The sequence below is a fragment of the Streptomyces sp. NPDC044061 genome (assembly GCF_056434305.1).
Genome location: NZ_JBWKFL010000026.1, coordinates 93304 through 117342 on the forward strand (window position 1 = coordinate 93304; position 24039 = coordinate 117342).

Annotated in this window: 19 protein-coding genes and 3 pseudogenes; 14 read left to right on the plus strand and 8 right to left on the minus strand. The window is 69.1% G+C overall.

Going from position 1 to position 24039, the window contains the following annotated elements; all coding sequences use genetic code 11:
* Positions 1-86: 86 nt before the first annotated feature.
* From AC07CM_RS34170 to AC07CM_RS34220, 11 genes are all read left to right on the plus strand, one after another.
* A complete protein-coding gene (locus AC07CM_RS34170) occupies positions 87-1577 on the plus strand; it encodes a hypothetical protein (protein WP_478880360.1) in 1491 nt (496 codons plus the stop codon).
* Positions 1574-2380, plus strand: coding sequence for a hypothetical protein (locus tag AC07CM_RS34175; RefSeq protein WP_478880361.1), 807 nt, complete (start codon positions 1574-1576; stop codon positions 2378-2380). Before AC07CM_RS34170 ends, AC07CM_RS34175 begins: the two co-directional genes overlap by 4 nt.
* 7 nt (positions 2381-2387) lie before the next feature.
* Positions 2388-6884, plus strand: coding sequence for a coiled-coil domain-containing protein (locus tag AC07CM_RS34180; protein WP_478880362.1), 4497 nt, complete (start codon positions 2388-2390; stop codon positions 6882-6884).
* Positions 6881-7966, plus strand: a complete 1086-nt coding sequence (locus AC07CM_RS34185; RefSeq protein ID WP_478880363.1) for a Wadjet anti-phage system protein JetD domain-containing protein — start codon at positions 6881-6883, stop codon at positions 7964-7966. The genes AC07CM_RS34180 and AC07CM_RS34185 overlap by 4 nt, the downstream gene beginning before the upstream one ends.
* Positions 7967-8372: 406 nt before the next feature.
* Entirely contained in the window at positions 8373-9629 is a 1257-nt protein-coding gene (locus AC07CM_RS34190; protein WP_478880364.1) for a hypothetical protein, read from the plus strand.
* Between the two features lie 325 nt (positions 9630-9954).
* Positions 9955-10368, plus strand: a complete 414-nt coding sequence (locus AC07CM_RS34195) for a DUF732 domain-containing protein (RefSeq protein WP_478880365.1) — start codon at positions 9955-9957, stop codon at positions 10366-10368.
* A 117-nt stretch (positions 10369-10485) separates the two neighbouring features.
* On the plus strand, positions 10486-10782 hold the full coding sequence (locus AC07CM_RS34200; protein WP_478880366.1) for a hypothetical protein: 297 nt from the start codon (positions 10486-10488) through the stop codon (positions 10780-10782).
* Positions 10783-10845: 63 nt separating this feature from the next.
* Positions 10846-11022 (plus strand): hypothetical protein, encoded by a 177-nt coding sequence (locus AC07CM_RS34205; protein WP_478880367.1) that lies wholly within the window; start codon positions 10846-10848, stop codon positions 11020-11022.
* Between the two features lie 5 nt (positions 11023-11027).
* Positions 11028-11171, plus strand: a complete 144-nt coding sequence (locus AC07CM_RS34210; protein ID WP_478880368.1) for a hypothetical protein — start codon at positions 11028-11030, stop codon at positions 11169-11171.
* A 176-nt stretch (positions 11172-11347) separates the two neighbouring features.
* Positions 11348-13006 (plus strand): hypothetical protein, encoded by a 1659-nt coding sequence (locus tag AC07CM_RS34215; RefSeq protein ID WP_478880369.1) that lies wholly within the window; start codon positions 11348-11350, stop codon positions 13004-13006.
* A gap of 122 nt (positions 13007-13128) precedes the next feature.
* Positions 13129-13323 (plus strand): hypothetical protein, encoded by a 195-nt coding sequence (locus tag AC07CM_RS34220; RefSeq protein ID WP_478880370.1) that lies wholly within the window; start codon positions 13129-13131, stop codon positions 13321-13323.
* Positions 13324-13471: 148 nt separating this feature from the next.
* Here AC07CM_RS34220 and AC07CM_RS34225 read toward each other — a convergent pair whose 3' ends face one another.
* On the minus strand, positions 13472-14356 hold the full coding sequence (locus tag AC07CM_RS34225) for a hypothetical protein (RefSeq protein ID WP_478880371.1): 885 nt from the start codon (positions 14354-14356) through the stop codon (positions 13472-13474).
* Positions 14353-14598 (minus strand): hypothetical protein, encoded by a 246-nt coding sequence (locus AC07CM_RS34230; protein ID WP_478880372.1) that lies wholly within the window; start codon positions 14596-14598, stop codon positions 14353-14355. The genes AC07CM_RS34225 and AC07CM_RS34230 overlap by 4 nt, the downstream gene beginning before the upstream one ends.
* A 441-nt stretch (positions 14599-15039) precedes the next feature.
* Here AC07CM_RS34230 and AC07CM_RS34235 point away from each other — a divergent pair, with 441 nt between their 5' ends.
* The gene (locus AC07CM_RS34235; protein ID WP_478880373.1) at positions 15040-15228 is read left to right on the plus strand and encodes a hypothetical protein; all 189 of its coding nucleotides are present in this window, start codon (positions 15040-15042) and stop codon (positions 15226-15228) included.
* 171 nt (positions 15229-15399) lie between these two features.
* Here AC07CM_RS34235 and AC07CM_RS34240 read toward each other — a convergent pair.
* Positions 15400-15660, minus strand: a pseudogene (locus AC07CM_RS34240) (dTDP-4-dehydrorhamnose reductase); the annotation flags it as partial.
* Positions 15661-15796: 136 nt separating this feature from the next.
* Here AC07CM_RS34240 and AC07CM_RS34245 point away from each other — a divergent pair.
* Positions 15797-17272: a protein kinase domain-containing protein gene (locus AC07CM_RS34245; protein ID WP_478880374.1), complete on the plus strand. Its 1476-nt coding sequence runs from the start codon at positions 15797-15799 to the stop codon at positions 17270-17272.
* 539 nt (positions 17273-17811) lie between these two features.
* Here the strand turns inward: AC07CM_RS34245 and AC07CM_RS34250 are convergent.
* The 5 genes and pseudogenes from AC07CM_RS34250 to AC07CM_RS34270 all read right to left on the minus strand — a co-directional run bounded on the left by AC07CM_RS34250 (position 17812) and on the right by AC07CM_RS34270 (position 23096).
* Positions 17812-18336, minus strand: a complete 525-nt coding sequence (locus tag AC07CM_RS34250; RefSeq protein ID WP_478880375.1) for a hypothetical protein — start codon at positions 18334-18336, stop codon at positions 17812-17814.
* Positions 18333-20789 carry a hypothetical protein gene (locus AC07CM_RS34255; RefSeq protein WP_478880376.1) on the minus strand — a complete coding sequence of 819 codons (2457 nt, stop codon included), beginning with the start codon at positions 20787-20789 and terminating at the stop codon, positions 18333-18335. Before AC07CM_RS34255 ends, AC07CM_RS34250 begins: the two co-directional genes overlap by 4 nt.
* Positions 20790-21470: 681 nt before the next feature.
* Positions 21471-21761, minus strand: a complete 291-nt coding sequence (locus tag AC07CM_RS34260) for a hypothetical protein (RefSeq protein WP_478880377.1) — start codon at positions 21759-21761, stop codon at positions 21471-21473.
* 53 nt (positions 21762-21814) lie between these two features.
* Positions 21815-22699: pseudogene (locus AC07CM_RS34265) on the minus strand (PHP domain-containing protein); the annotation flags it as partial.
* 190 nt (positions 22700-22889) lie between these two features.
* Complete coding sequence (locus AC07CM_RS34270) at positions 22890-23096, minus strand: hypothetical protein (protein ID WP_478880378.1); 207 nt, start codon at positions 23094-23096, stop codon at positions 22890-22892.
* Positions 23097-23407: 311 nt separating this feature from the next.
* Here AC07CM_RS34270 and AC07CM_RS34275 point away from each other — a divergent pair.
* Positions 23408-23972: pseudogene (locus AC07CM_RS34275) on the plus strand (DUF2252 family protein); the annotation flags it as partial.
* Positions 23973-24039 lie beyond the last annotated feature (67 nt).

Sequence of the window (24039 nt, forward strand, 5' to 3'; positions counted from 1 at the left end):
AAGGCCCCCTGGCCCGCAGGCACACCGAGGGGCCACCCTCATCTTGATCACGTCATCGGTAGTTCCTGGGGCGGGGAGGAAACTGGATGTCTGAAGCGGGACTTCACGGCCGCGACACGCTGGGACTGGCAACCCGTGTGAAGGCACTCGCGGTCGCCGACCCGGTCCTCGACCTGGAACGCCGCAAGCCCCTGCTCGCTTCACACGAGTGGACCGGCTACCAGATGGAGGAACTGGCGCTCACTGCCATCGACACCGTCACACTGAAGATGGACTTCGACGACGGTGCACGACACGAGGACATCGTGGCCGCCGTGGCACGCGTCGCAGGGCTGCAGATGCCGCAACGCGACCGCGACGAACATACCGCCGTGGCCCGCTGGGTCCTCGACAGCCTGCTGAACGTCGGCACCGTCGACCGCGACTTCAGCCACCGTTACGGAATCGTCTCGCGCAGCACCTACACCGCGCATACCTTCTCCTTCAAGCTGCTGCGCGAGGTTCCAGGACCCGACGGACGGCCACGCCTGCGTGCCTCCAACGAAGCGATCGCGGTGCTCGTCGGCGCGGTGGACCTCGACATCGCCTCTGAACAGGTCGCCGCCGACGCCAAGCTCGAAGCCTTGGTACGACGAGGACGGCTGACCGACGCCCACCGCGCCGCGGAGATGGCGCTCCGCCGCACCGTGCAATACACCGAGCACATCCGCACCCGGCTGGAAGGCATGCGCCGGGACATCCGCTCGGTGGACTGGGTCCGTGACGTACAGCGAATGCAGGCCGAAGCGCTGGAACACATTGAGGACCGCATCAACGCCGAAAACATCATCAAGGACAACCTGGTCCGGATGATGGAAAACAGCACTGAAGACACCACCCCGGCCCAGGCCGCCGAGTTGATCGCAATCCTCGAGGAGTGCCTGCGCAGACACGCCTCCCTGCAGGCGAACCTCCAGGAAGTAGGCGAACGGTTCCGCGCCGAACAAGAACGTCAGAGCTTCGTGCCGCCCCCCAGCCGGGCCCACGTCGACCTCGAACGCCAACTGCTTGAACCGGTCCTGCAACTGCCGGTACGGCAGGCGATTCCGCTGCTCGGCACGTTTGCGACGGCGGCGACCCCGCCGCACCGCCCGGCGATCATCTACCTCCCGGACCTGATCACCGGACTGATGACGCCGTCGGCCGAACCGGAGGGCGACGACAGCCTGATCATCGAACCCGAATTCGGCGATGCAGAAGACACCGCCACCTTCTCCGACGAGCAGTACACGGCCGTCGCCTCATTGCTGAAACGCACCGACACCAACGGCATCCGCCTGTCCGAGATTTTGAACTCAGCACGCCAGCACGGCACATCGGCTGGACGGGACAACCTCGACCATCTGCTGGCCCTGCACGTGCTGGGCCTGTTCGGCGCCCCGCGCCACGACCCCGAGCGCGGCACAGTGCTGGCAGCCCTGGCCGACGACCGCGAACTGGATGACGACCGGTTCGCCGGTCACGACCTCCTCGTCGTCCAAAGCCCGGCAGCCTCTGCCTTGCCGACCGACAACGGCCTCGAGGAGGGCGCGGCGTGAACAACACCAATGACACGGCCGCCGTCAGCCGGCTGCTCGCCTTCGGGTTCCAACCCGGACTGACACCCCGCCGCAACGCCGAGTACGCCGCGCTGGTATACCGCTGCCGCACCGACCAGGAGTTCGCCCAGCTCCTGCACGCCGCCGCACGCGGCTTCGACCTGACGGTGATCGCCGTCGACTCACGGGCCGGACTGGTGCTCGGGGCGACCGCCGAAACCCAGTTCGCGGTCAGCGTCACCGACCACATCAGCAAACCCGCCGACCGGCCGATCGCGGCACTGGCCCACTTGGCCATCGCCGCGCTCGCCTACTACCGCCCCGAAGATCTGGACGACCCAGCCCACGTCGGCCGCGTCACCGTCCGCCACGTCGACGTGATGGTCGAGCAGGCCACCAAGGAACTGGAACGCCAAGCCGCCGAAGCCGGCACCGACGACGGAGTTCCCGCTGATCATCCGGACCTGATCCAGCTGTGGCGCTACTACCAGCGACGCAACCCTGTCTCCTCCACGGGAGATGACCGCGCCCACTCCAAAAGCAGGCACGCCCTCATCAAGCGGGTCGCCGAATACCTCGCCGACAACGGAATGCTGCGGCGCGCGGGCAAGGAGAACGGCGGAACCTACACCACCACGGCCCGCTACCAGATCCAGGTACGGGAGCTGGCCGGACAGCAGATGCTCGGCCAGTTGGCCGAGCTCGGGATCACCGTGGGACCGGATGGCCGACCCGCCTTCAGCAGCCCACAACCCGACGCCGCCCCCGCAACGCCCCTGACCGCAGCAGAGCCAGGAGACTGATCCGGCCATGTACGAGCTGAACCGCATCCGCCTATACAACATCGGCCCGACCGGAGCCCGTTACGGCGACGTCCTGCTGGACCTGTCCGAGGGCGGCTCACCGATCCCCATCAGCACTCTCATCCCAGCGGCCGGCCAGATCTTCCGGCGCCCCGCACCGGCGACACTGCTCGTGCTGGAGAACGGCGGCGGGAAATCCGTGCTGATCCGGATGCTGCTGTCCACGGTGCTGCCCGAGCGGCAGTCCCGCAAAGGCCGTGAGGCACTGCGCGCGTACGTGGTGTCCGCGGCAGCTCCCTCCCACGTGGTCCTGGAATGGGTTCATGCCCGCACCGGTGAAACGCTGGTGACCGGACAGGTACTGACCCCGGCCACGGACGGCACCGTGGAGCGGACGTTCTACTCGCTCAGCCCCAACGCCGAGACGACCCTGGCCACGCTGCCCTTTGCCGAGAGCGGGCGCCGGTTGCGGATGAACGCCTACCAGGACGCGCTCAGACGGCTGGACTCCAGTGACAAAACACTCCGCCTGGAGATCGAAAAACGGCAGGGGGAGTGGGAGAAACACCTGCGGCGGCTCGGCCTGGAGCCGGACTTGTTCGCAGTCCAGCAGGCGATGAACATCGATGAGGGAGACGCGGCCGAGGCGTTCAAGACCACCACCGGCCGGCAGTTCACGCAGTGGCTGCTGAGCAAGGCGATGGACGCCGAGGACTTCAGCGAACTGGGTGACGCCTTCGGCGCCTATGCCAAAAACATCGGCCGACGCGGGCAACTCTTGCTGGACCGCGACTTCTCCACCGCCACGGCCACAGCCGCTGAACACCTGGCCCGCCGGCGTACCGAGCAGAGGACGGCAGCCGAAAAGGCCCACCTAGCCTCGAAGGCGCTGGCACAACTCGCGGCCCAGGTGGGCACATCCGTCCAGCACGCGGACGAGGAACTGCGCGCACTGCGTGATGACTCCGCTATGGCGAAGGAGAACGCCGCACAACAGCAACAGACCCGCGACAAGGCCGACCTGCTCTACAAAGAGGTGCGACGCCAGACCCTGGTGCTGCGTCGCGACGCGGCCCACTCCCAGGCCGTCCAGGCAGAAGAGCAACTTGCCAAGGAACGCAGTGAACTGGCCGCCTGGGCCGTCGTCCCCACGGTGTTGAAAGCCGCCACCGCATACGAGAAGTACCGGGTCGCCAGCGAGCTGCTGGACGATGCCGAACAGGCTGCGGGAGCTGCCCGGCTCCGCCGCGACCAGGCAGGTGCCCGGTTCGCCGGGGCCCTGCACCACAGCAGACAGCAGTGCTCGGAAAAAGCCGACCGCCTGGATCGTAAGAGCGCCCACAGCAAGACAGAGGCAGCCGACGCGCAACGCGGCGCGGCCGAGAGAGAGCAACAGGCCACCGCACGCACCGTCCGAGCCGAACTCGTTGGCCAACACATCGAACGCGTGGACTCTCGTCTTGCGGATGCCCGGCGATCTGGCCTGATCGCCGAAGACGAATCCGTGGCCGAGGCCGACGCCCGCCTGCGTGCCCGGGCCACCGACAGCAAGATCCAGGCGACGCGGGAACGCGAGGAGCACCAGAGGCTCGAGCAAGAAACCCGCTGGCTCGACAAGGCCGCGAATCAGCTGATCGAGCCTGAGGTCAAGGCCCGGCAGGCGAGGGAGACCGCCACACGGGCGGTCGAGGACACCCGGCGTGCCGCGGCAGAACTTGCCGCCCAGACGCTGTTGCGTGAACTCGCCGAACTCGACCATGACGAGGACGTACCCGGCGGCGACCCCGCGCAATGGCTGGAAGACAACGCGTCCTGGCTGCGCAACCTGGCCGCCGCGGCGCAAGCATCGGCCGGCCAGCAGCTGGACGCACTGCGCGCCGACGACCGGGCGGACCAGCGGCTGATCGAAGCCCTCACCGTAGAGGACGAGGCCCTCATGCCGCCGCGCCAGGCCGTCGAGGACCTGCTCGAGCTACTGGCCGAGCACAGGATCACTGCGACCGCGGGCTGGAGGGCTCTGGAACAGCTGGTAAACCCCCGCCTGCACGCCGCATCCATCCAAGCCCACCCTGCACTGGTCGACGGCATCGTGGTGCCCGACCAGGAAACCCTGCAGCGGGCGCGGACCCTGCTCACACAGATGCCGCAACTGCCGGCCGCGGCCGTACTCGTCTCCACGCGCGAACCACTGGAAGCACAACCGCCCCAGCCGAGCAACGGATTCGTCGTGGAGCCGACCCCCGCCCTACACGATCCCCGGGCCGCCGCCCAGCTGCGCGAACAGGCCGCAGCACGGATCGAAGAACGCCGCCGAGCCCTGAACGAATGTGCCGAACGACATGCCGCAGCCTTCCAGATGGAAGGACAGCTCACCCACTGGTTGCGCGACCACCCGGCGGGACACATCGAACGACTCCGCTCCTTCGCGAACACTCAATCAGCCGCGGCCACCGACGCCAAGGACGCCCTCGACTCCGCCCGCGACGCCTGCCTGCAAGCCGCCAACAACCTGGCCGCGCACACCACCACCGTCCAGGACGCCGAACAAGCCGCCCTGGAGACCGCCCGCACCGCCGACTCCTTCAAACTGCTCGCCCAAGAGGCTGCCGACGCCGAAACAAACCGCGCAGAGATCGCAACACTTCAAACCGAGGCCGAAGCACACCGTGCCGCAGCCCAGGAACTGAACGAAGCAGCCGACCGACTGCGCGACCAGGCCACCGAATACGCGGTGCAAGCCGAGTCGCTCCGCCGTGACGCCGCCGCCTACGCCGCCCGGCTGGACAAGGTCGTCTACGGAAACCAACCCCTCACCCTCGATCCCGGTGAACACGATTTGGCCGCACTGGAGATCACCTACCACCAAGCGGCGGAGGGCTTCCGTGCCGTGGAAGTCGGCGAGGACCTACGTCGGCGCGTAGAGGAGGCACAGAAGGAAACAACCGACCGGGATGCCGAACTGCGCAGTGAACCGGCCGAGGTCGTGACCCGGGCCAAAGCACTGGCAGCGTCCGCAGAAGCTGGCAGCGCCGAAACCATCGAGTCCACGAAACGGCGACTTGGCCGCACCGTGCGCAGCCTGGAGGATCAGTACCGCCATCTGAGCAAGCACAGCGGACAACTGGAAGCAGACGCAACACGCGCCGGTCAGCCCAGTGGGCAGCCCTGGACCAGACTCGATGCCGACTGGGCCCCCTCAAACCCCGCCGAAGGAGCGCAGCTCACCGAACGGGCAGCCTCCGCGCTGCAGGACGCAGAAGCCCTGCTCAAGACAGCCGCAGAGACCCAAGGCGCCACCGAACGCAAGCTCCGCACCAGCGAAGCCGCAGCACGCGAGATGACCGTCGTCCACCGTAGCCTCACCACCGCCACCCGCAGGCTGGAACTACCACCCGGCGCCGCCCCGTTCACCGGGACCGCCGACGAAGCACAGCAGGCCGCCGACGAGGCAATACAGACCCACAGCACCGCAACCGACCAACTGCACGACGCAGACCAGGCCGTCAACGAAGCCGTCGCGCAGTTTCGCGAAGCGGCCAACCAGAACCGGTTCGCCAATCTCAAGGCGCCGATCTACCAGCAACTCACAGAGATCGACACCACGTCGCTGATCGAGCGCGCCGGCCAGTGGTCGATTGAACTCACAGGCCGAGCCGCAAGCTTGATGACCGACCTGGAAGACTCCGAACGCCACCGCAACCTGCTGATCGACCAGCTCAAACATCACACCAACCACGCACTGGCGCTGCTGGAAAAGGCTGAGCGGCTCTCCCGCCTGCCCGAAGGCGCTGGGGCATGGGCCAAACAGAGAATCCTGAAGATCGGCTTCAGCACGCCGGAACCGCAGATCCTGGCCGTACGGATCGCCGAGACCCTCGACGAGAACGCCCGCACCCAGCCCCACCTGCCCGGCCGCGACCTGGTAATGCGGTGCGTCGGCGCCGCGGTCCCACGCGACTTCAAGGTGGAGATCCTCAAGCCCGACGCCGCCGGCCGCGCCGAATACGCATCCATCAGCGACATGAGCAAAGTGTTCTCCGGCGGCCAGGAACTCACCGGCGCGATCATGCTGTACTGCACCCTTGCCGCACTCCGCGCCAGCACACGGACCGGAGCCCGAGCCACCAGCCGCCTGGGCGGAATGCTGGTTCTGGACAACCCAATCGGCAAAGCGAACGCCGACTACTTGCTGAGCCTGCAAATGAACATGGCCTCCGCACTCGGCGTCCAACTCATCTACACCACTGGGAACATGGAAGACCGCGTGCTGGCCACGTTCCCCCTGTGTATCCGGCTGCGCAACGACACCGATCAACGCACCGGAACACGCCACCTGCACGTCACCGATCACATCGCACACGAAGCAACGCCGGACGAATTCGGCGCCACCGGCCAAGTCCACGCCGCACGACTGCTGGTGAAGCCACGCGCCGCTCATGCCCCGCTTGACAACAGCGACGCAGGGCAGGAAGACCACCACGGCCAGATTGCCACCGACCAGTGAGCACCAACCGAGACGACACGAAGCCCGAACAGCAACCGCTGACCCCCTCAGCAGCCTGCCTGGCCGTCACCCTGACCTCGAGGTCGGAACGCCGCGTCGAACAGGCCACGATTCTCGACGCCTTCACCCAGGCCTGCCCCGAGACAGCCGGCACCACCCAAAGCCGCCCCGTCCTGTCCGCCCTGCTCGACGAACTCGCCGATCACCACCTGATCGAACTGCCGCGCACACATGACGGATGGGACAACACACAGCCCCCACTGCCACGCTGGCTTCGTCTCCCCGCTCCACCCAAGGCCACAGAGCCCAGAACAACACGCATGGCACCCCTCATGTGGCGCCGGGAGCTCTCCTGGGCAAGCACCCTCAAACTGACCACCGCCCAGACCGAGACCCTCAAGACGATCAACCGCTGGCTGCGCGACACCGACGGGGACACCCACCGGAGGGCCGTGATCCCCATGCGCGAACGCTCCCTGGAAATCTTCGGAGACGAAAAGCGCCTCGACGCACTCACCACCACCACGCTGTTCGCTCCCGGACGCCTCACCCTGACCACCCTGTTCACCGAGCGGATCCCACCACCCCTGGCCTATGAACACCTTGGGGACGGCGGCACCGTCCTGGTGATCGAGAACAGCGACACCTTCACAACCGTCAGCACCCTGCTCACCCAAGACCCCGGGCGCGTCGGCTACGTGGCCTTCGGTGGCGGCCACGCCTTCGAGGCTTCCGTCACCCGCATCGCCAACCTCAAAGGCGTGACGGACATCGCCTACTACGGCGATCTCGACGATGACGGCCTCACCATCCCCCAGCGAGCCAACGCATCAGGCACAGCATCAAAACTCCCGCCCATCCGGCCCGCCCGCGGCCTCTACCGGCTCCTCCTCAGGCAAAACATCCAAGGACCAGCCCCGAAACGAGTCGACCCCCTTGCCGCCGAACGACGCGTCTCCTGGCTGCCCGAATCCCTCCGCCACTCAGCGGCCAACATCCTCATCACTGGGAACCGGCTCGCCCAAGAAGCCACAGGAACAACGCTCCTCCAGCAGGACCACTCATGGCGCGACGACCTGTAGCAGAGCAGCGGCCACCCGCACACATCAGACCGGCGATCCGCAAGCCCGCCCTGGCCGGCCCGGAGACCGCCGATGACATCGCGCGGCTGCCCAGGTAGCGGTACAGGGGGCCGACTGGTGGGGGCATGATTCGCTGCCATCGTCGCGGGCTGGCCTGAGTTCCCCATAAGAGAGCGAGGACGTCGGCACCGACCGCGACGGCCTAGCGAACTGGTACATAGGAAGACGGCAACTCCGCCCCGGCCGGCCGCCGGGCCAGCCCGCACCGCGCGGGCCCTCACAGAACAGCGAGCAGTTGGTGCAGAGCCTCGAAGAACGAATTGCCCGTGTCTGGCACCAAGAGGTCCGACCGCTGGTCGACGACGCCTTTCGCTGCCACAGCACCGGTACCCCCAGGGCCGCCATCGTGGCGACCTGGACGGCCGTCTGCACCGACATCATCCACAAGCTCTACCAGCTCGCCGAGGACGGCGACGGCAAGGCCGCCGAGATCGTCGCGAAGCTTAACCAGGCCCGGGGAAAGCTCGACGGCGCAGCGATCAAGATCGTGGAGGACGTGGAGAAGAAGCTTCTGGAGGACGCGCTTGATCTGGAGCTGATCGACGGGATCGAGCACCGGCAACTGTTGCGCCTAAAGGAGGACCGCAACCTCTGCGCACACCCCTCCCTCCGTTCGCTCGGTGACGTCTTCGCCCCGACCGGCGACTACGCGCGGGCCCACCTCGTGGCCGCGCTGGATGCCCTGCTGGTGCACCCGCCCACCCAGGGGCGCAAAGCGTTCGACTGGTACATCGCCCACGTGGACGACCCCTCCTTCGTCGGCCATGCCGACTACCTGGTGCAGATGTTCGCCAAGCGGGTGAAGTCCAGCGCCTGGAAGCAGATCGTTGCCATCGCGGCCAAGCACGCGATGCTCGAACTGCCGGTGCCTGAGACCAGCAGCATCCCCGCGAGCATGGCCGCAGACCGGCACGCTCTCTGCCTGATTGCGTTCGCCCAGCACGACCGCGACGCCGTGCGGGAGGCTGTCACCAAAACCATGGCCAAGTTCAACGAGCTTCCCATCGACCGGCAGCTGAAGGGTCTTGCGCGCCTGGGCGAGTTCGACGTCTTCACCGACGCGCTCGACGCGGCGGTGTGCCAGCAGATCGGCACCTACGTCGACCAGGTCCAGTACCCGTCCGCCAGCACGGAGGCCCGCTGGGTGATCGACGTGATCGCGTTGGCCGGGAGCGACGCCATCCGGGCTCGCATACCTGCCCTGGCCAGCAAGTTCGCCGAGTTCGGGCCGTACCAGCAGGCCGACGTCATCGCGACGAATCCCTCCGCCTACTTCACCGACGTCGTGGCGGATATCCTGGCCGCGGCCGGCAGCTACCGCACCGCTGAACACTTCGCCGAGAGCGTGGTGATCCCGCTCGCCGGCTTCATCCAGCCGGAGCAGCTGGAGGGCATCCTGACTGCCTGGGCTGAGAACCAGGAGTGCCGGGCCGCAGCGAAGATGCCCGAGTTCGCGGCGCTCTTCTGGACGAAGGCCCCCCAGCTTCACGGCCTCGCGGCGTGGGCGGAGTTCGTCAAGCGGGTGCAGGGGCTCGCGGAGACGGACTGGTACCTGTACGACGAGCTGGCCGCCCACATCCGCTCCTCGGAAGCCGCCTCGTAGGGGTCTCCAGATAAGCTCGGCGACAGCCTGGCGGACGTGGCCCGGGTGGTGCCGTTCTACGTCCTATTCCTGCTCATGATGGCAGGAGGCCGGGCCTTCACCCGCTGCGCCCGGGCCTCTCATGCGAGGTGGTTGGCCGACCCTGCGAGTCAGGCCGTCGGGCCGCGCGGCGAGGTTGGCAAGTCCGAGGGCCTTCCCTGACGGAAAACCCCAAGCCAACCCCCCGACGGGCGTGCGCATGTACCGTGCAACCATCTGGCCTCCTCGCGAGTCGCACTACGCGAACTATCAGCACCACTGTGGGGACCAAATGAACCGCGCCACCATGACTACGCTCGCCGCCCTCGCCCTGGCCGCCACGCTCACCGCGTGCGGCAGCAGCGACGACAGCAGCACCAAGCCCGCCAAGACGCCGACCCCCTCGGCCACCGCGCCCAAGGCCTCGCCCACCGCGTCCAAGGCGTCCGACCCGCTCGCCGCCGCCGGCATCCCGGCCGCCCCCACCGGCCAGGCCCGAACCGACCTGCTGGGCGCACTGCGCAAGGTGAACCCCGCCCTGGTCGCCGACCCTGACAAGGCCATCGACAACACCCGTAACCAGTGCTCCGCCATCAACGGCAAGTCGCCCAAGGTCGACGACGTCGCGCAGGCCCGGTTCAGCAACAGCACGCACACCGTGAGCCCGGCCGAGGCCAAGCAGATCAACGCCGCCATCGGCGCGTACTGCAAGACCGCATAGCCTCCCCGTCAACGCCCCGCCACGCTCCCGGGCGGCGGGGCGTCAGGACCTCGGACCGCCCGCGATGCCGCCAAAACGGCTACTTTGCACGGTCGTTGCGTTCTACCGTTGTCGGGCATGAGCACGCAGGCCTTCCGGGGGGCCTATCTTCTGCCGCTGTTCCACGCGGTCGAGCAGGGCCGCGGTGAGGACGCCTACCGGCAGCTGCCCGCACCCGCACCGGCCAGAAGCCTGGCTGCCGACGACGCCCCGCTCGGCCCGTACTCCGCCGCGCACCTGATCCGCAGCTCCTACTCCGCCGGCCTGGCCCACGCCGACGCGCTGCGCCGTCTGACGGTGGCCGGCGAGGTCGATGCGACCAGTCCCTGGACGCTGTTGCGCGGCGCTCTGGAGAACTTCGCCACCGGCCTGTAGCTCCTCGACGGCGCCGGGCGCGGCGAGCGCCGACGCCGCGCGCTGTCGCTGTGGGACGAGGACATGCGCAACCGGCAGCAGCACGAGACGGACACCGGCCACCTGCCGTCCGGTGGCGGCATGACCGGTGCGCAGCGCCGGGCCGAGATACGCGCCCTCGCCGATCAGCTCGGCCTGGCCCCGCTGACCGCACCCAGGACCCCCAGATCCTGCTCACCGCCGCACCGGCTGCGGGTCTGACCGCCGTGAAGGTGGGGGCCGCCTGGCGGGCGGCTTCCGGGTTCGCACACGGCCGCTACTGGCCGAACCTGCGTGCGTCCCAGCCCCGCGCGGTCCTCCCGGGAGGCGACGGCGTCCACACCGTCGCCTTCGTCCTGGACGAGGACTAGCACGGGCCGCTGGCTGAGTACTGCCGCATCATGCTGGTCCGGCTTCAGGGACGCTACGCAGCGCGCGCCCGGGCCCGCTGACCGCATTCGACCGGCCCGGCCGCCGCAGGAGAAGACGTTGGCCCCGAGGCCACCACCGCGTACTGTGCCGCGGCAGGAAGACGAGGAGTGGCGAGATGACCGGCAACGTAGAGACCAACGTGCGCGTCGTGTCCAGCGCCCTTGATGCCTTGACCCGGATCATGGCTCGGCAAGGCACGTCACGGGACGCGACGGTCCGCCAACTGCTCACCGAGCACGTCGCCTTCCAGGAACAGTTGCACCCCGAGGACCGGATCACCCACATCTCCACCGTGCTGCGCTACCCCCCGCCGCGGCACTGGCGAGACGCCCGTATCCCCAGCGGTGTACCCCTGCGGGTACGGGCGCCTGCCAGCCTGCTGGAGCGGGCCCGCGCCGTCTCCCTGCAACTGCCCGGACAGCACCGGCGCGCCCACCGGGACTACCAGGGCCGCATGCTCACCGACGCGGTGACGACCGCCATCGCCCGGGCCGAACCCTTCACGGACAACTTCCTTACCGACCTGCTCCCCCTCCTGCGCCATGGGGCCGCACTCGGCCTGTGGCGGCTTGCAATGGCCGCGACCAGCACCGCCCCGGAGAAGGCATGGCTGGAGAGAGCGGAGGTCGTGCGAGAGGGCCACCGGTTGTCCGACACCCCGCTGAATCCTGACGAACACCACCTCCTGCATGTCGCGGAAGCCCTGGAACAGGACGAGGCATGGCACGCGATCAAGCGGTTCAGGGTGGCAACGGCCGCGGCCCGCCACTTCCTCGCCGGCCCTCGCGCCGAGGTCGCCGAGCAGGTCATGTACGAGCAGGGCGACGCCTGGAACCAGCTGTACCAGCGGTGGCTCAAGACCGACTGGGAAGGCAGACGGTTCCGGCGGCGGCACGGGATCACGAGTTACGACTGGACCGGCCGGGGCGGGACAGCGGTCTGGCGCGCAGAGCGCCGAGTGCACCTTGACTACTTTGAGGACTGGCTGGTCGAGCGTACGAAAGGCGATCCTGCCGCCGGCGTGGTGGAAGAGTCAGGGACTCCCCTCTGGCTGCTGCGCACACCGGCCGCCTGGTGCGCTCAGGCCCCCCGCAGCGCCTCCGGACGAGTACCCGCACGGTGTGCCGCGTGGGCAGCTGACGGCCGCCTGCTGGTCTTCCCCTACCGGAACCGGCAGGCTTTCTGGCCGCTCCAGCGCCGGCAGAGCACGTCCGACTTGGAACCTGTGCCCGGCTTCGAACCCGTGGTCGCCGCAGCCGCCGGGCTGCGCCCCGACAAGGTCACCGCCTTCATCGAAGCCCTCCTCATCGACTGGAACCACACCTTCACCGAGGACGCCCCGCGGATCGCCTTGGAGCTCCCCGCCGACCAGGCAGTCCGCTTCGGCTTCATCACCGCCGAAGAACAGCACCGGGTCATGGCCGAGGCCCGCGCCATGACCCTCAAGAACATGGATGACTTCATCGACCGGGTCGCCGACCATGGGGCCGACGAGCTCTACCTCAAGAAGCTGAGGGAGGCCCGCGGCAAGGCCCGCGTATTCCACCGCCTCACCCTGAAGTACAACGAGCACAAGAGACCCCGATTCGGCGTTATCCGCGCCACCTGGCCCTGGCCCGGGCGGTCGGTGGCCGCCGAACTCGCCGTCGGCGGCTCGCCCGACGTCGTCCAGTGGCTGGCCACCGCGGCCTACAGGCGAAGCACCCTGCTCCTGGAGCAGGCGATGGAGCAGGCGTGGCACCACGCCTTCGATCAGTACGGATTCCGCATGTGACACCCACCGATACACAGAAAGCCCCTCTCTCCTATGAGTTGGATGCACGCTCGGCACACAATCCGGGCACGGCATTTGCGCACCGCCACCGGTGCGCCCGTCTGAATGGGGGAGACCTCGCAATGCACCGACCGCTGATCTCGTTCCTGGCCACCGGCGTCACCGGCATGGTCGTGGCGCTGGCTGATGCCCCGTGGTGGCTGGCCGCCGCGGCCTTCGGCTGCCTCGTGCTGGGCCTGGGCGTCGTCGCGCTTCAGTCAGTCTTCCCCCAGGACTCCGCTCACCGGCTTGCCTGGTGGCGTGACCGCCGCCGGTAGAGCTCCGCGGGTTCAGCGGGGCGCGCCCCGCGGGCAGGGCGGGACGCCGGCCCTCCCACCGTGAGGGCCAGGAGCAGGCGCCGCCTGAGCACGCCACCGCGAGCAGGGGAGCGCTGGCCACGAGATCACAAAGAGAGGGGCTCCTGAGTCAGCGGCCAGCCTCGTCGGCGGGGCGGGTGCGTGCGAGGTACACGGCCAACTCGGCGCCCAGGTCGCCAAGGGCTCCGGCCACCGACCTGGCCTGCCGCTGCGGCTCGTCGAGCTCTTCGTCGGTGAGCGAGTCGACCCAGGCGACCCAGCGCCGGTGTTCGGCCTCTTCCTCGTTGCGCAGCTGCCGGTCGTACCAGTCGAGTTCGGGCTCGTTGCGCCACGCCAGGGCAGCTTCGTTGTCTTGGCGCCGCACCTCGAGCCACTCGTACATCGCGCACGGGTAGAAGGACACCGGCCCAGGCGGCCCGGCCAGGATCCGCGCGCGGCCGTCCAGCAGGGCCCGGGTGGCCTTCTCGCCGGCCCCGATGGCGGCCGCGAAGTCGATCAGCAGCTGCTCACTGGCCAGCCGCCGACCGTTCAGGACACGGTCGAGGTCCCTGCGGGAGAACCGGCCCCCGCCCGCGGCGACTATCGCGCCCACGGTGGGACCGCCGGTGGCGGCGCGCATGCGGGCCATGGCCTTGCCCATCCCGGCTTGGGTGGTGAAGCGGCCCGGTACGTATCGGTCTCCGGCCGCCATGACCGGCTGCGGGCGGACGGCGCCCACAGCCGCCTCCCACATCAGGCCGGCCGTGGCCATGTCGGCAGCAGCCCCCCGGGCAAAGGCCAGAACGGTGGACCGCCTGGGCAGCCCGCCGCCCAAGGTCAGAGCTCGCCGCAGGGTCTTGTCGGAGACGGCCATCCCGGCCTCCTCCGCCCGGCGGACGATGCTGTCGAAGGTCCGTCTGCCCTTGGCGTTGCGCATCCAGCCGCGCAGCTCGGTCAGCTTCACGGGCTCGGCCGCCCGCCTGCCGAGCCGACCCGGGCTGCCGGGGCGGCTCATTCTCGGTTCCCGGAGGCGAGCGCGGCGAGCAGGCGGCTCGCACGTCCGGGCAGCAGCAGGAGACAGACCGCCGCGACGAGCGCCGTCAGGACGGCGGGAATCGGGCGCTGGAGGATGGCGAGCACGGTCACCGCGGCGATGGAAGCGATGAGGACGCAGGCCTCACCGGCTCCCAGGCGCCGGGACGCGTCCGGGGCGGCCGGCCGGGCGCTGGCGGGGCCGGTGGACGGGGGCACGGGCATGACGGTATCTCCAGTAACGGTGGTGGGTGTCGAACGACCGCGGGCTCGGCGGGGCTTCGCCCGGCGCGGTGAACCGATGGTGACAGCGCACGGACCGCGAGCGCGAGCCGATCGCGCCGGACCGGGAAACGACGTACCTTCCGCGGTCGGCGCATCGGCGCAGGTCAGACGCGAGAACCGGTCAAAAGGCCACCCACGCCCGGAGCCGAAGGCGCCCCGGCTCCACATGCTGGCGATCCGCCCGCCGCCCGCATCACCACCCACCGCCTGCCGTCCGTGCACCAGTCTCCGGGCTGCGGGAGACGGTAAGGGTGCAGACGACCTACATTCCCGCTCGTCTGAAACCGGAAGACCGTCTTCACCCCGAAGGCACCGGTATCCGGGCCGAAAGGAACACCACTGTGAAGACCATCGAAGACGGCCTCAACGTCCACGACGGATATGCCGACCCGACCGCTCGCCGACGCCGCGCTGCGCCGTGCGGTCACTGGCCGCCGACGGCTCGACCGACTTCAGCACGAGGCCCTCGCCCTGAGAGATGGCCAGTTGTGCTACGAGGTCTACCGCATCATCCGGTACGTCACCCAAAGCGCACCCAGCGCCGACCAGATCTTCAGCCTCGCCCAGTAGATCCGCCGCGGTACCCGTCTTGAGTTCACCGTCCCGGACCGGCTGCCCAGCGCCTGACCTGACCCCGTCGCCGCGTCACCCGGCGGATCACCCTGTCCACGCGTCCAGCCTGCCCGGCCACCTCCACCTGCGCCCCGGCCCGAGCCCGCAGCTCGGTGTCGGGCTGGGTGGTCACGTTGGTGTGGTGCAGAACTGGTGGGCGCCGCGCAACGTGGTGCGTAGTTTCCGTTGGGTGGCCCGGCTGTCGAGGCGTACGTCGAGGGCGCCGGGAAGTGTGCTGTGGGCCCGTAGCCCCGTGGGCAGCCGGGAGGCATCCAAACTGTCACGTCTGGCGATGAGAATGCCGAGCTCGTGACGGCGCACAGCGTCGGGCCCTGCGAGATGGTGGACGCCGGCAGCGTCGCTGCACGCCAGTTCCACGAGGGCGGCGGAGTACCGGTCAGGGCCGAGGGCGGCGTGCAATTTCGGCATCAACGGCCCGCCTCCTTCATGACTGCGCTGACCGAAACTTTGACGACGGTTACGATCACTGCCTGATCAGCGTCGGAGCGCACGGAGGACATCCGCAGTGGATGCGGCAGGACTGCCCACCCGGATAGGCCCCTACCGCCCTCTGCGCCGCCTCGGCGCCGGCGGCATGGGCACTGTCTACTACGTGCACCCGACGGGTGGTACGCCTCTGGCCGTGAAGGTGCTCCACCCGGAATTCGCCGCAGATCCGGTGCACCGCCGCCGGTTCGCCCGCGAGGTCACCACATTGACCAAAGTGTCCGGCCCATACCTGCTCGAGTTGACCGCTGCTGACGCGAGGGCGGAACGGCCCTGGCTCGCCACCCCCTACGTGGCGGGCAGCACCCTGGCCGAGCACGTCCAGGCCCACGGCGCTCTCACCGGCGCCGCCCTGGTGACCTTCGCGGCAGCCACCGCACACGCACTGGCCTCCATCCACCACGCCGGGGTGGCCCACCGGGACCTCAAACCGGCCAACGTGATCCTCGCCGCCGACGGGCCGCGGGTGGTGGACTTCGGCATCGCCCACCACCTGGACGCCACCGCGGTCACCTCAACCCGCATGACCACTGGAACACCCGGCTGGATGGCACCCGAACAGCTGGAACGCGCCGCCACCGGCACCGCATCCGACCTGTTCGCCTGGGGCATCCTCATCGCCTACGCGGCCACCGGCCAGCATCCCTTCGGCGCGCCCACGGGGATCGAATACCGGATCATCAACGCCCGTCCCGACTTGGACGGCGTGCCCGCAGCGCTGCGCCCCCTGGCCGCTGCGGCCCTGGCCAAAGACCCCGCTGCACGCCTCTCGGCCGCTGAACTACTCACCCGGACCGCCGCCCTGCACGGACCCGTCGGCGCTGCAGCCTTCCCCATGCCCGGCAGCGCTCGCCCCACCACGCCGGCGCTGTTGCCCGCTGGTCTGTGGTCCCTTCCTACCGCCGTCTCCACGCCGGAGCCCGGGGTGTACGACGCCATCACCGCTACCGGCGCCCCGGCCGTCACGGACCTGCGCGCCCAACTCCTCGCCGTTCTGGAGGAAGTGCACGAAGCGAGCGCCGAAGCCGGCCGCAGCATCCAGAGCCTCTCGAACTGCCTCACCGACATCAGCGTCCGTATGGAAGCGGCTCACCTGTCCGGATGCGTCGGTTCCCTCGGCACCTATGCCCTGCTGGCCGCCAATCGCCTCCGGATCGGGGACGATGCCCGAGGCGCGCAGCGACTGCACGAGATGCTACGGAAAGATCCGAATAAGGCTCTGAAGGCGCTCGCCTACTTCCGCGGCCCTGGCGCGCACACGTTGGTAACGGCCGGCTATCGAGGCAACGGACTCGACGTCACCGAACGACTGATCTCCACCATCCGCGACGCCATGCCGGCCTTCGCCGACTACATCGCCCGCCACGACTCCGACTTCCCCGAACTGTCACCGACCAACGTCAGGGCATGGAAGCCCATGGCCGCACCACTGCCGCGCAGGCAGACCACGAAGTGGTGGCACCTCCGTCGTAATGGGCGCAGGGTCACCGGATGAGGGCAGGCAGCGCACTCCGGGATGGCACAGAGCGTGGCCGCCCATCTCGGCCGGCCAAACCCGGTCCAACGCGACGATCATGTCGGTCTGCCTCCGGGCGACTGGCGGCTACTGGTCGGGGTGGACGGCTCGGAGGCCGGTGCTGGCGTACGCCTTGGGGTCAGGGTGAGCTGGTACCGGGAAGCACTGGCCGTGTGCCCGGCCGTATGGCGAGGAAGATGGACATAGGGCTCCCGTTCCGTGTCACCCCCGAGCCGGGACGGGAGCCCCCTGCTGCAGGTGGCCTACCTGACAGCACCATGACCGCGACGACCACCGCTGCGCCGCTGCGATCGCCGACCGCGTGAGGCCGTCCAGTGCCTCGACGGCCTCACAGGCGCCGTGCCCAAAGAAGCAGCGAGCCGGTCTGGCTGGCCGTCGGCCGGCACATCGCCCGCGACGGCGGCTGACTGCCAGGCACCCTCACCCGCCGAGCGGGATGCCTTCCAGCACGTCCGGGCGCAGCGGCTGGGAGGCACCCGGGGGCCTGGCCCAGCCCGTCAGGCCGGTGCCACCGGCCGGTCACCGGTGTCGTCCCCGGCCGGTCGGGGACGACGGATTGCCGGGTACGAGGTGACCAGGGCGAGCCACTGGTCCTGGGTGACCACGGGCCACGTCCGCGGCCCCATGCGACCACGCAGCCCGATCAGGTCGGCCGCCCGGCCCTCAGCGGCCTCGATCGCCTTCGGCGGGCTGAACGGATCGGCCGCCACGACGAACACCCCCGCGAAGACCCGGGCCCGCTCCGGATGCCGGAAGTGGTTCCGCAGCCGGGCGCCGATGCCGCCGTCACGGTGGGCCTTGCCCAGCCACCGCAGACGCCCGTCGGCGCCGACCGCCAGGTACAGCCCGGCGAGCACCTCGTCCAGCACCGCGAGTGTCTCCGCCCGCTGGTGGGACTGCAGGCTGTGCGGGGCGGGCCAGTCGCCGCGCACCAGCGGGCCCAGCGCCGTCCAGGCATGGCGCAGTACTCGCGCGTCGACCACCGGTCCGGCTACCGGCTCCGTGCAGCAGTCCCCGCTCACAGCGAGATCACCGCCAGGGTGGCCGCGTCCAGCAGCGGCGCGATCTTCTCGGCCTCCTCTTTCATCTTCCCGAACTCCGCTACGTACAGCTTCTGCACCTCGGCAGGCTCCTCCGGGGCGTCGGCGTCCTTACGGGCGCGCACGGCGTCCTGGATGATCGCCAGGAGCTGGCGGAGCTGCTCGACGACGGCCGCAACGCTCTCGGTGTTGCTGGTCACCGCGGAGGCCAGTTCCGCGCGCAGGCGGGTCATGCGTGCCAGCGCGAGCTCTGGGATCTCCTCCTCGAGTTCCACGGTGTCCCCACCACTGCCCGCAGCCTCGGTGCCGGTGGCGGCGTCCGCGGGCGGCTTCTGACGCTCGCCCTTGCGGAACGACGTCAGGGGGAAGAGGTTGTCGAACCACTCCTTGTCGGCGAGAACCCCCTCGCGCGGATTACCGAGCGGGTCGGGTGCCGAGAAGGTGCCCAGCGCCTCATCCGGCACACCGAAGCCGGCGTCGGGTGCATGAAGGATCTCATCGGCGAACGCCACCAGCAGTTCGCGGGTCACCCCCTGCGGCGGGTCGGTGTAGGCGTTCACCAGCGACTGGACCGCGTTGGCCGGCGAGCGCCGTACACCCTTGCGGTCCGCAGCCTTGAACGAGCCCTCGTTGGGAGTGATGAACGGTTCAGCACCGCTGATCATGCCGGGGACCAGATGCCGCCGTACCAGGGTCTCCCAGGCCGCGGCGTCCCCCTGGCGGCAGGCGGTCAGCAGTGAGGCGAGGCTGCGTGCATCGGGTCGCACTCCGAACTGCACCTCGGGCTTGCCGAACAGGCCCTCGGCGGCGGCGAGGGGACCGGGCCGGAGAAAGTGTTGCGCGACCACGGCCGCCCAGATCTCCGTCCGCCGCTTGGCCCTCGTGCCGTTCTCCTGGCTCCAGGAGGCTTCCTGCAGGGTGGCACGCACCACCGGCCAGTACCGGCCGGTGGGCATCGGCGCGCGCGGCGCGAGGTTTTTCGGACGCGGCGGGACCGGAGGGAACAGCATGACGGTGGCGCAGCGGATCGCCATGTCCCGCAGAGTCATGGGGCTCACCTCGTCGCCCGGCGGCAGTAGGACTTCAAGCGCGTCAAGCGCGCGGGCCCCGACCAGAGCGTCGGCGATCGCGTCCTCGTGCAGCTCACCGGCCGCGACGCGGCCCTGGGTGACCTCCTGGGCGAGCAATTCGCCCAGCCGGCCCGCAGCCTGGTAGGCCTTGACCAGGGTCGACCACAGCCCCAGGGAGCGGTCCATGTCCTCGTAGTCCAGCTGGCCATGCAGGTGCTCGTGGACGTTCAGCTGGCGCAGCGACTCCTCCAGCCGTTCCGGTTTCTTAGCGCCGACCACGACCCGGGCTGGCACCTGCGCGATTCGCACCGTCCGCTGCGCACGCCCTTCCGGATCCCGGTCAGGGTCGGCGTACTCGGCGTTGAGCAGGGCGCTGATCCGCCGCAGGATCTCACCCAGCCCCTGCACGACCATCCGCCGGTTCTCCTCCTCCCCAGGCAGCCGCAGCACAGCCTGGGGCACCCCGGTCAGAAGCTGCTGTGCCGACACTCCGAAGGTCTCCAGCCGTGCGTAGGCCCGGTTAGCGCCCGTGGCCTGCTGCCCCCGCCAGACGTTCCGCCGTGATCCGTCCGGGTCGATCACCGGCGTCCGCTGCAGCACGACCACGGTGGAGTCCCGCTGGCCTTCCTGCACCAGCGATTCCACCAGGTTGTAAGGACGCTGCCGCGCCCGGCGCCGCAGCATCTCCACGGCGTACCGCTGCACCTCCGCGGCCACCTCCGCACGGACCTCCTCCGTCGTGAGAGCCGCGAGCGGGGCCCCGTCCTCGGTGACGGCCCGCACCACCGGCAGCGGACGCCGCTTACCCAGCGCCTGCTCGCACGCCTCCAGCCCCTCCTGCGCGCGCGCCAGTTCTTCCTCGGCGGTCTCCACCGCAGCCACCGCCGCGTCCTTCTCGGCCGGCGTCGCGGTCGAGGCCAGCGCCCGCCGCGCCGCCTTCGCCCGCTGCACCCCGACGTCCCAGGCGGCCACCAACCGCTGCTGGTCGACGAGTTCCTCCAGACGTTCCTGGTTCTCGGCAGACGGGAGCAGCCACGCGCTGCGTGTACGGTCGTTGATGACCCAGGGCAGCGTCGCCGCCCCGTGCAGCTCCACCTTCAGCACCAGCAACGCCCCGTCGGTATCGCGCTGCTCGATGTGGTAGGCCGTGGCGCGCAGGAACCGGCTCCCGCGGCGGCGCTCGATGACACGCTTGGCCTCGCCCCGGCCGAGTGCCGGAGCGAGACCTTCCAGCACAGCCTGGCGGGGAACGGGCGCGAAGCCCTCGGCCGCACAGGTATTGACGATGGCTTCATGAAGGTTCTCCGCCCAGGTCGAGTGGGTCGGAGACGGGAAGGACCCCTCAGGGGTCTCTTGGGTAGACATGGGAAACAGACGGTCCCTAACTCCGGGAGCCCTCGTGGCCCCGGGCGCGACTGGGCGCATCCGGCGGCGCCGGGTGCGGCACGCACCCGAACTGCATGGCACTCCTGTCCAGGGAGCACCGGCGAGGGCCGCCGTCACCGTCACGTGCCTCGTAGCGCGTAGCAGCGAAGACCGTCTGCCCCTTCGAGTCCACCATCGGAGACTGTGCACGCCACCGGAAGCTCACCCCGAACAGCGGGTGCCTCCGCGGCGCACGGCTCACGCCCACTCCGCCGACGGCGGCACGGGGCTGGCAGGTCGTCAGGACCACTGACGTGCCCTGAAAGCCTCTCAGACACTCGGTAAATCGGACAAGTCACATGGAAAACGCGCGTAGAACTACGAGATCACGCAACTGGGAAGCGCTCCGCGTGGATCCCACCTCACCCCGCACGCGCCTCTGCCTCTCTCGCTCCTGGACCTGCCAACACCGTGCTGTCTCAGACGTGTTCGTGCACGGCACGGTCCAGGTGGCACCAAGCCGACCGTCTCGTCATGGCCAGTCCTGCACTCGCTATCCGCCCACACAACCCGCTCGGTCTGCGGCGTACCCCCGCGCACGCCGACACTCGGGTTCTTACCGTCCCCGCCTGTCCTGTCTGGCCACATAGAACCGCAGAGTCCCGGCGACTGTCAGCGCGATCACCGCGGGCGCCCGGAGGGGCGGCGATGGACCAGCTCCATGCCGAGGATGAGCAGGAGCTGCCGTCCGGCCTGGTGCAACTGCTCTTGAAGGTTAGGTTCGCGGAAGAGATCGGCCAGCTGTCCGGCCTCAGCCGCGAAGTGACCGCGCTCGGCGAGATAGTCGGTCATGGAAGCACGGTGGACGGCCCTGGCCCGTTCCCGCAGCGCGGCGTCCACCTTCCCGTCCAGGGTGCGGACCAGCGCGATGCTGAGGGCCTCGACGTGGTCCACGACCGACTCGACGGTCATCGGTGTTTGCGCGGGCCCGAGCGCGCGGACGAGACCGCTGGCAGCGAACACGACCGCCGGCGCTCGTCGAAGTCGATGTCGACAGAGTCGAGGTCGGTGATGCCCATGGCGTAGGCGACGATCGAGCCGGCCGCGGAGCCTCGGCCGGGGCCGACCGCGATGCCGTTGTTCTTGGCCCACATGATGAAGTCGGCGACCACGAGGAAGTAGCCCGGGAACCCCATCTGGATGATGACGTCCATCTCGTAGTCGGCCTGCTTCTGCCGGTCCTCGGGGATGCCGCTGGGGAAGCGGCGCTCCATGCCGCGGCGGACCTCCTCCTTGAACCAGGTCACCTCGGTGTAGCCGTCGGGGATGTCGAACTTCGGCATGAGGTTCTTGGCCTCGAACATGCCGGTGGTGTCGACCATCTCGGCCACCAGGAGCGTGTTGGCGCAGCCCTCCTGCCAGGCGTCCGAGGAGTCGATGGCGTACATCTCGTCCGTGGACTTCAGGTAGTAGCCGGTGCCGTCGAACTTGAAGCGGTCCGGGTCGGAGAGGTTCTTGCCGGTCTGGATGCACAGCAGGGCGTCGTGGGCGCCCGCCTCGTGCGCGTAGGTGTAGTGCGAGTCGTTGGTGACCAGCGGCGGGATGCCGAGCTTCTTGCCGATCTCCAGCAGGCCGTCGCGGACCCGGCGCTCGATCTCGATGCCGTGGTCCATGAGCTCCAGGAAGTACCGGTCCTTGCCGAAGATGTCCTGGTAGTCGGCGGCGGCCTTGAGGGCCTCGTCGAAGTGGCCGAGGCGGAGCCGGGTCTGCACCTCGCCGGAGGGGCAGCCGGTGGAGGCGACGATGCCCTCGGACCACTGGGAGATGGTCTCCTTGTCCATCCGGGGCCACTTCTGCAGCCAGCCCTCGGCGTAGGCGTCGGAGGAGAGCCGGAAGAGGCTATGCGCCCCTGTCCATAGGTCTGACCTGCGCTGGTCGCCGGGACAGGGGCGGAGGAGCCGGTGGCCCTTCCGGTTGGAAGGGCCGTTGTCAGTGCCTGGTCCTACTGTGGCAACGACAGGGAGGAGCAGGTGATGGCGGCGGAGATTTTGCGTACCGGCAGGGTGTGCCCGGGCGCCCCGGCATGCGGCCGGGCAGTAGTCATCGCCGGATGTGCACGGTGACCTGCAGGCCGCCGGCGGCCGTGGCTCCCGCGGCAGCCACGGCGGCCGCGGCCGTGCCGTTGCCGGTCAAAGCGAGGACGAGGACGGTGGCGAGGGTCGCTAGCGTCGTCAGGACGGGCAGCCACGGGTAGGACCGGGTTGCGGAGGACTCCGTACCCGTTCGGGTACGGTCAAGGGGCGTCACGGTTTCTGTACTCCTTCGACGGATCGGGAGCCCGACGTCAGGCGATGGGGAGACCCCTCTTCGCGAAGCGGCTTTCCACGGCGTGGCTTCGCAGGGTCTCCCTTCGTCGTCTGAAGGGCCTTCGGCCGTTCAGACTCTAAGCCTTGGCACTGACACTCACGGCTCGCACCGCGTACCGCCAGGTGCCACCAGTTGATGCCTCCAGCAAGCAGGTTGAAGCCGTCGGTCAGCCAAGACGGGCATACGCATCGTGTCGAACCAGCAGATCGTGACGGTTCCCCAAGCTCAACGACGAGCAGCGCGGCGAGGAGATCCTCGCCGTCTTCGACACCGCCTTCGGCCGGCTCCTCGCCGCCGACCCGGCCGCGTTCCGGGTGAAGTTCCGGAAGATGGCCGCCTCGGCCTTCGCGTTCTACCGGGGGACGGCCGCGCTCTTCTACCACGACGTCGACGCCGAGAAGCGGGGCGGCCCCTACCTGGACGACCGCACCTCGCGCGTGTGGATCCACGGCGACCTGCACGCCGAGAACTTCGGCACCTACATGGACTCCAACGGGCGCCTGGTCTTCAACGTCAACGACTTCGACGAGGCCTACGTCGGCCCCTTCACCTGGGACCTCAAGCGCTTCTCGGCCTCCGTCGCGCTGATCGGCTACGCGAAGGCGCTCAGTGACGAGCAGATCACCGAGCTGGTGACGATCTACGCGGCCGCCTACCGCGAGCGGATCCACGCCCTCGCCACCGGCGCCAAGAGCGACGAGGCGGCGCCCTCCACGCTGGACACCACGAGGGCTGCTCGAGTCGATGACCGAGATCCGCGACTTCGAGCACCGCTTCGCGTCGAACGGCGGTTCAATGCGCGCCCCACCTTGCACAAACGTCGACCGGCGATGCCTCTTGTCTCCCCAAGGCGTAGGGCATCATCGGCGGATGGCATCGACGC

Coding starts and splice junctions, on each gene's coding strand:
- AC07CM_RS34260 (WP_478880377.1), bottom strand. CDS start 21,761: ATGACCGTCGAGTCGGTCGTGGACCACGTCGAGGCCCTCAGCATCGCG.
- AC07CM_RS34215 (WP_478880369.1), top strand. CDS start 11,348: ATGACCGGCAACGTAGAGACCAACGTGCGCGTCGTGTCCAGCGCCCTT.
- AC07CM_RS34205 (WP_478880367.1), top strand. CDS start 10,846: ATGCGCAACCGGCAGCAGCACGAGACGGACACCGGCCACCTGCCGTCC.
- AC07CM_RS34225 (WP_478880371.1), bottom strand. CDS start 14,356: ATGAGCCGCCCCGGCAGCCCGGGTCGGCTCGGCAGGCGGGCGGCCGAG.
- AC07CM_RS34235 (WP_478880373.1), top strand. CDS start 15,040: ATGCCGACCCGACCGCTCGCCGACGCCGCGCTGCGCCGTGCGGTCACT.
- AC07CM_RS34170 (WP_478880360.1), top strand. CDS start 87: ATGTCTGAAGCGGGACTTCACGGCCGCGACACGCTGGGACTGGCAACC.
- AC07CM_RS34255 (WP_478880376.1), bottom strand. CDS start 20,789: ATGTCTACCCAAGAGACCCCTGAGGGGTCCTTCCCGTCTCCGACCCAC.
- AC07CM_RS34220 (WP_478880370.1), top strand. CDS start 13,129: ATGCACCGACCGCTGATCTCGTTCCTGGCCACCGGCGTCACCGGCATG.
- AC07CM_RS34195 (WP_478880365.1), top strand. CDS start 9,955: ATGACTACGCTCGCCGCCCTCGCCCTGGCCGCCACGCTCACCGCGTGC.
- AC07CM_RS34180 (WP_478880362.1), top strand. CDS start 2,388: ATGTACGAGCTGAACCGCATCCGCCTATACAACATCGGCCCGACCGGA.
- AC07CM_RS34200 (WP_478880366.1), top strand. CDS start 10,486: ATGAGCACGCAGGCCTTCCGGGGGGCCTATCTTCTGCCGCTGTTCCAC.
- AC07CM_RS34230 (WP_478880372.1), bottom strand. CDS start 14,598: ATGCCCGTGCCCCCGTCCACCGGCCCCGCCAGCGCCCGGCCGGCCGCC.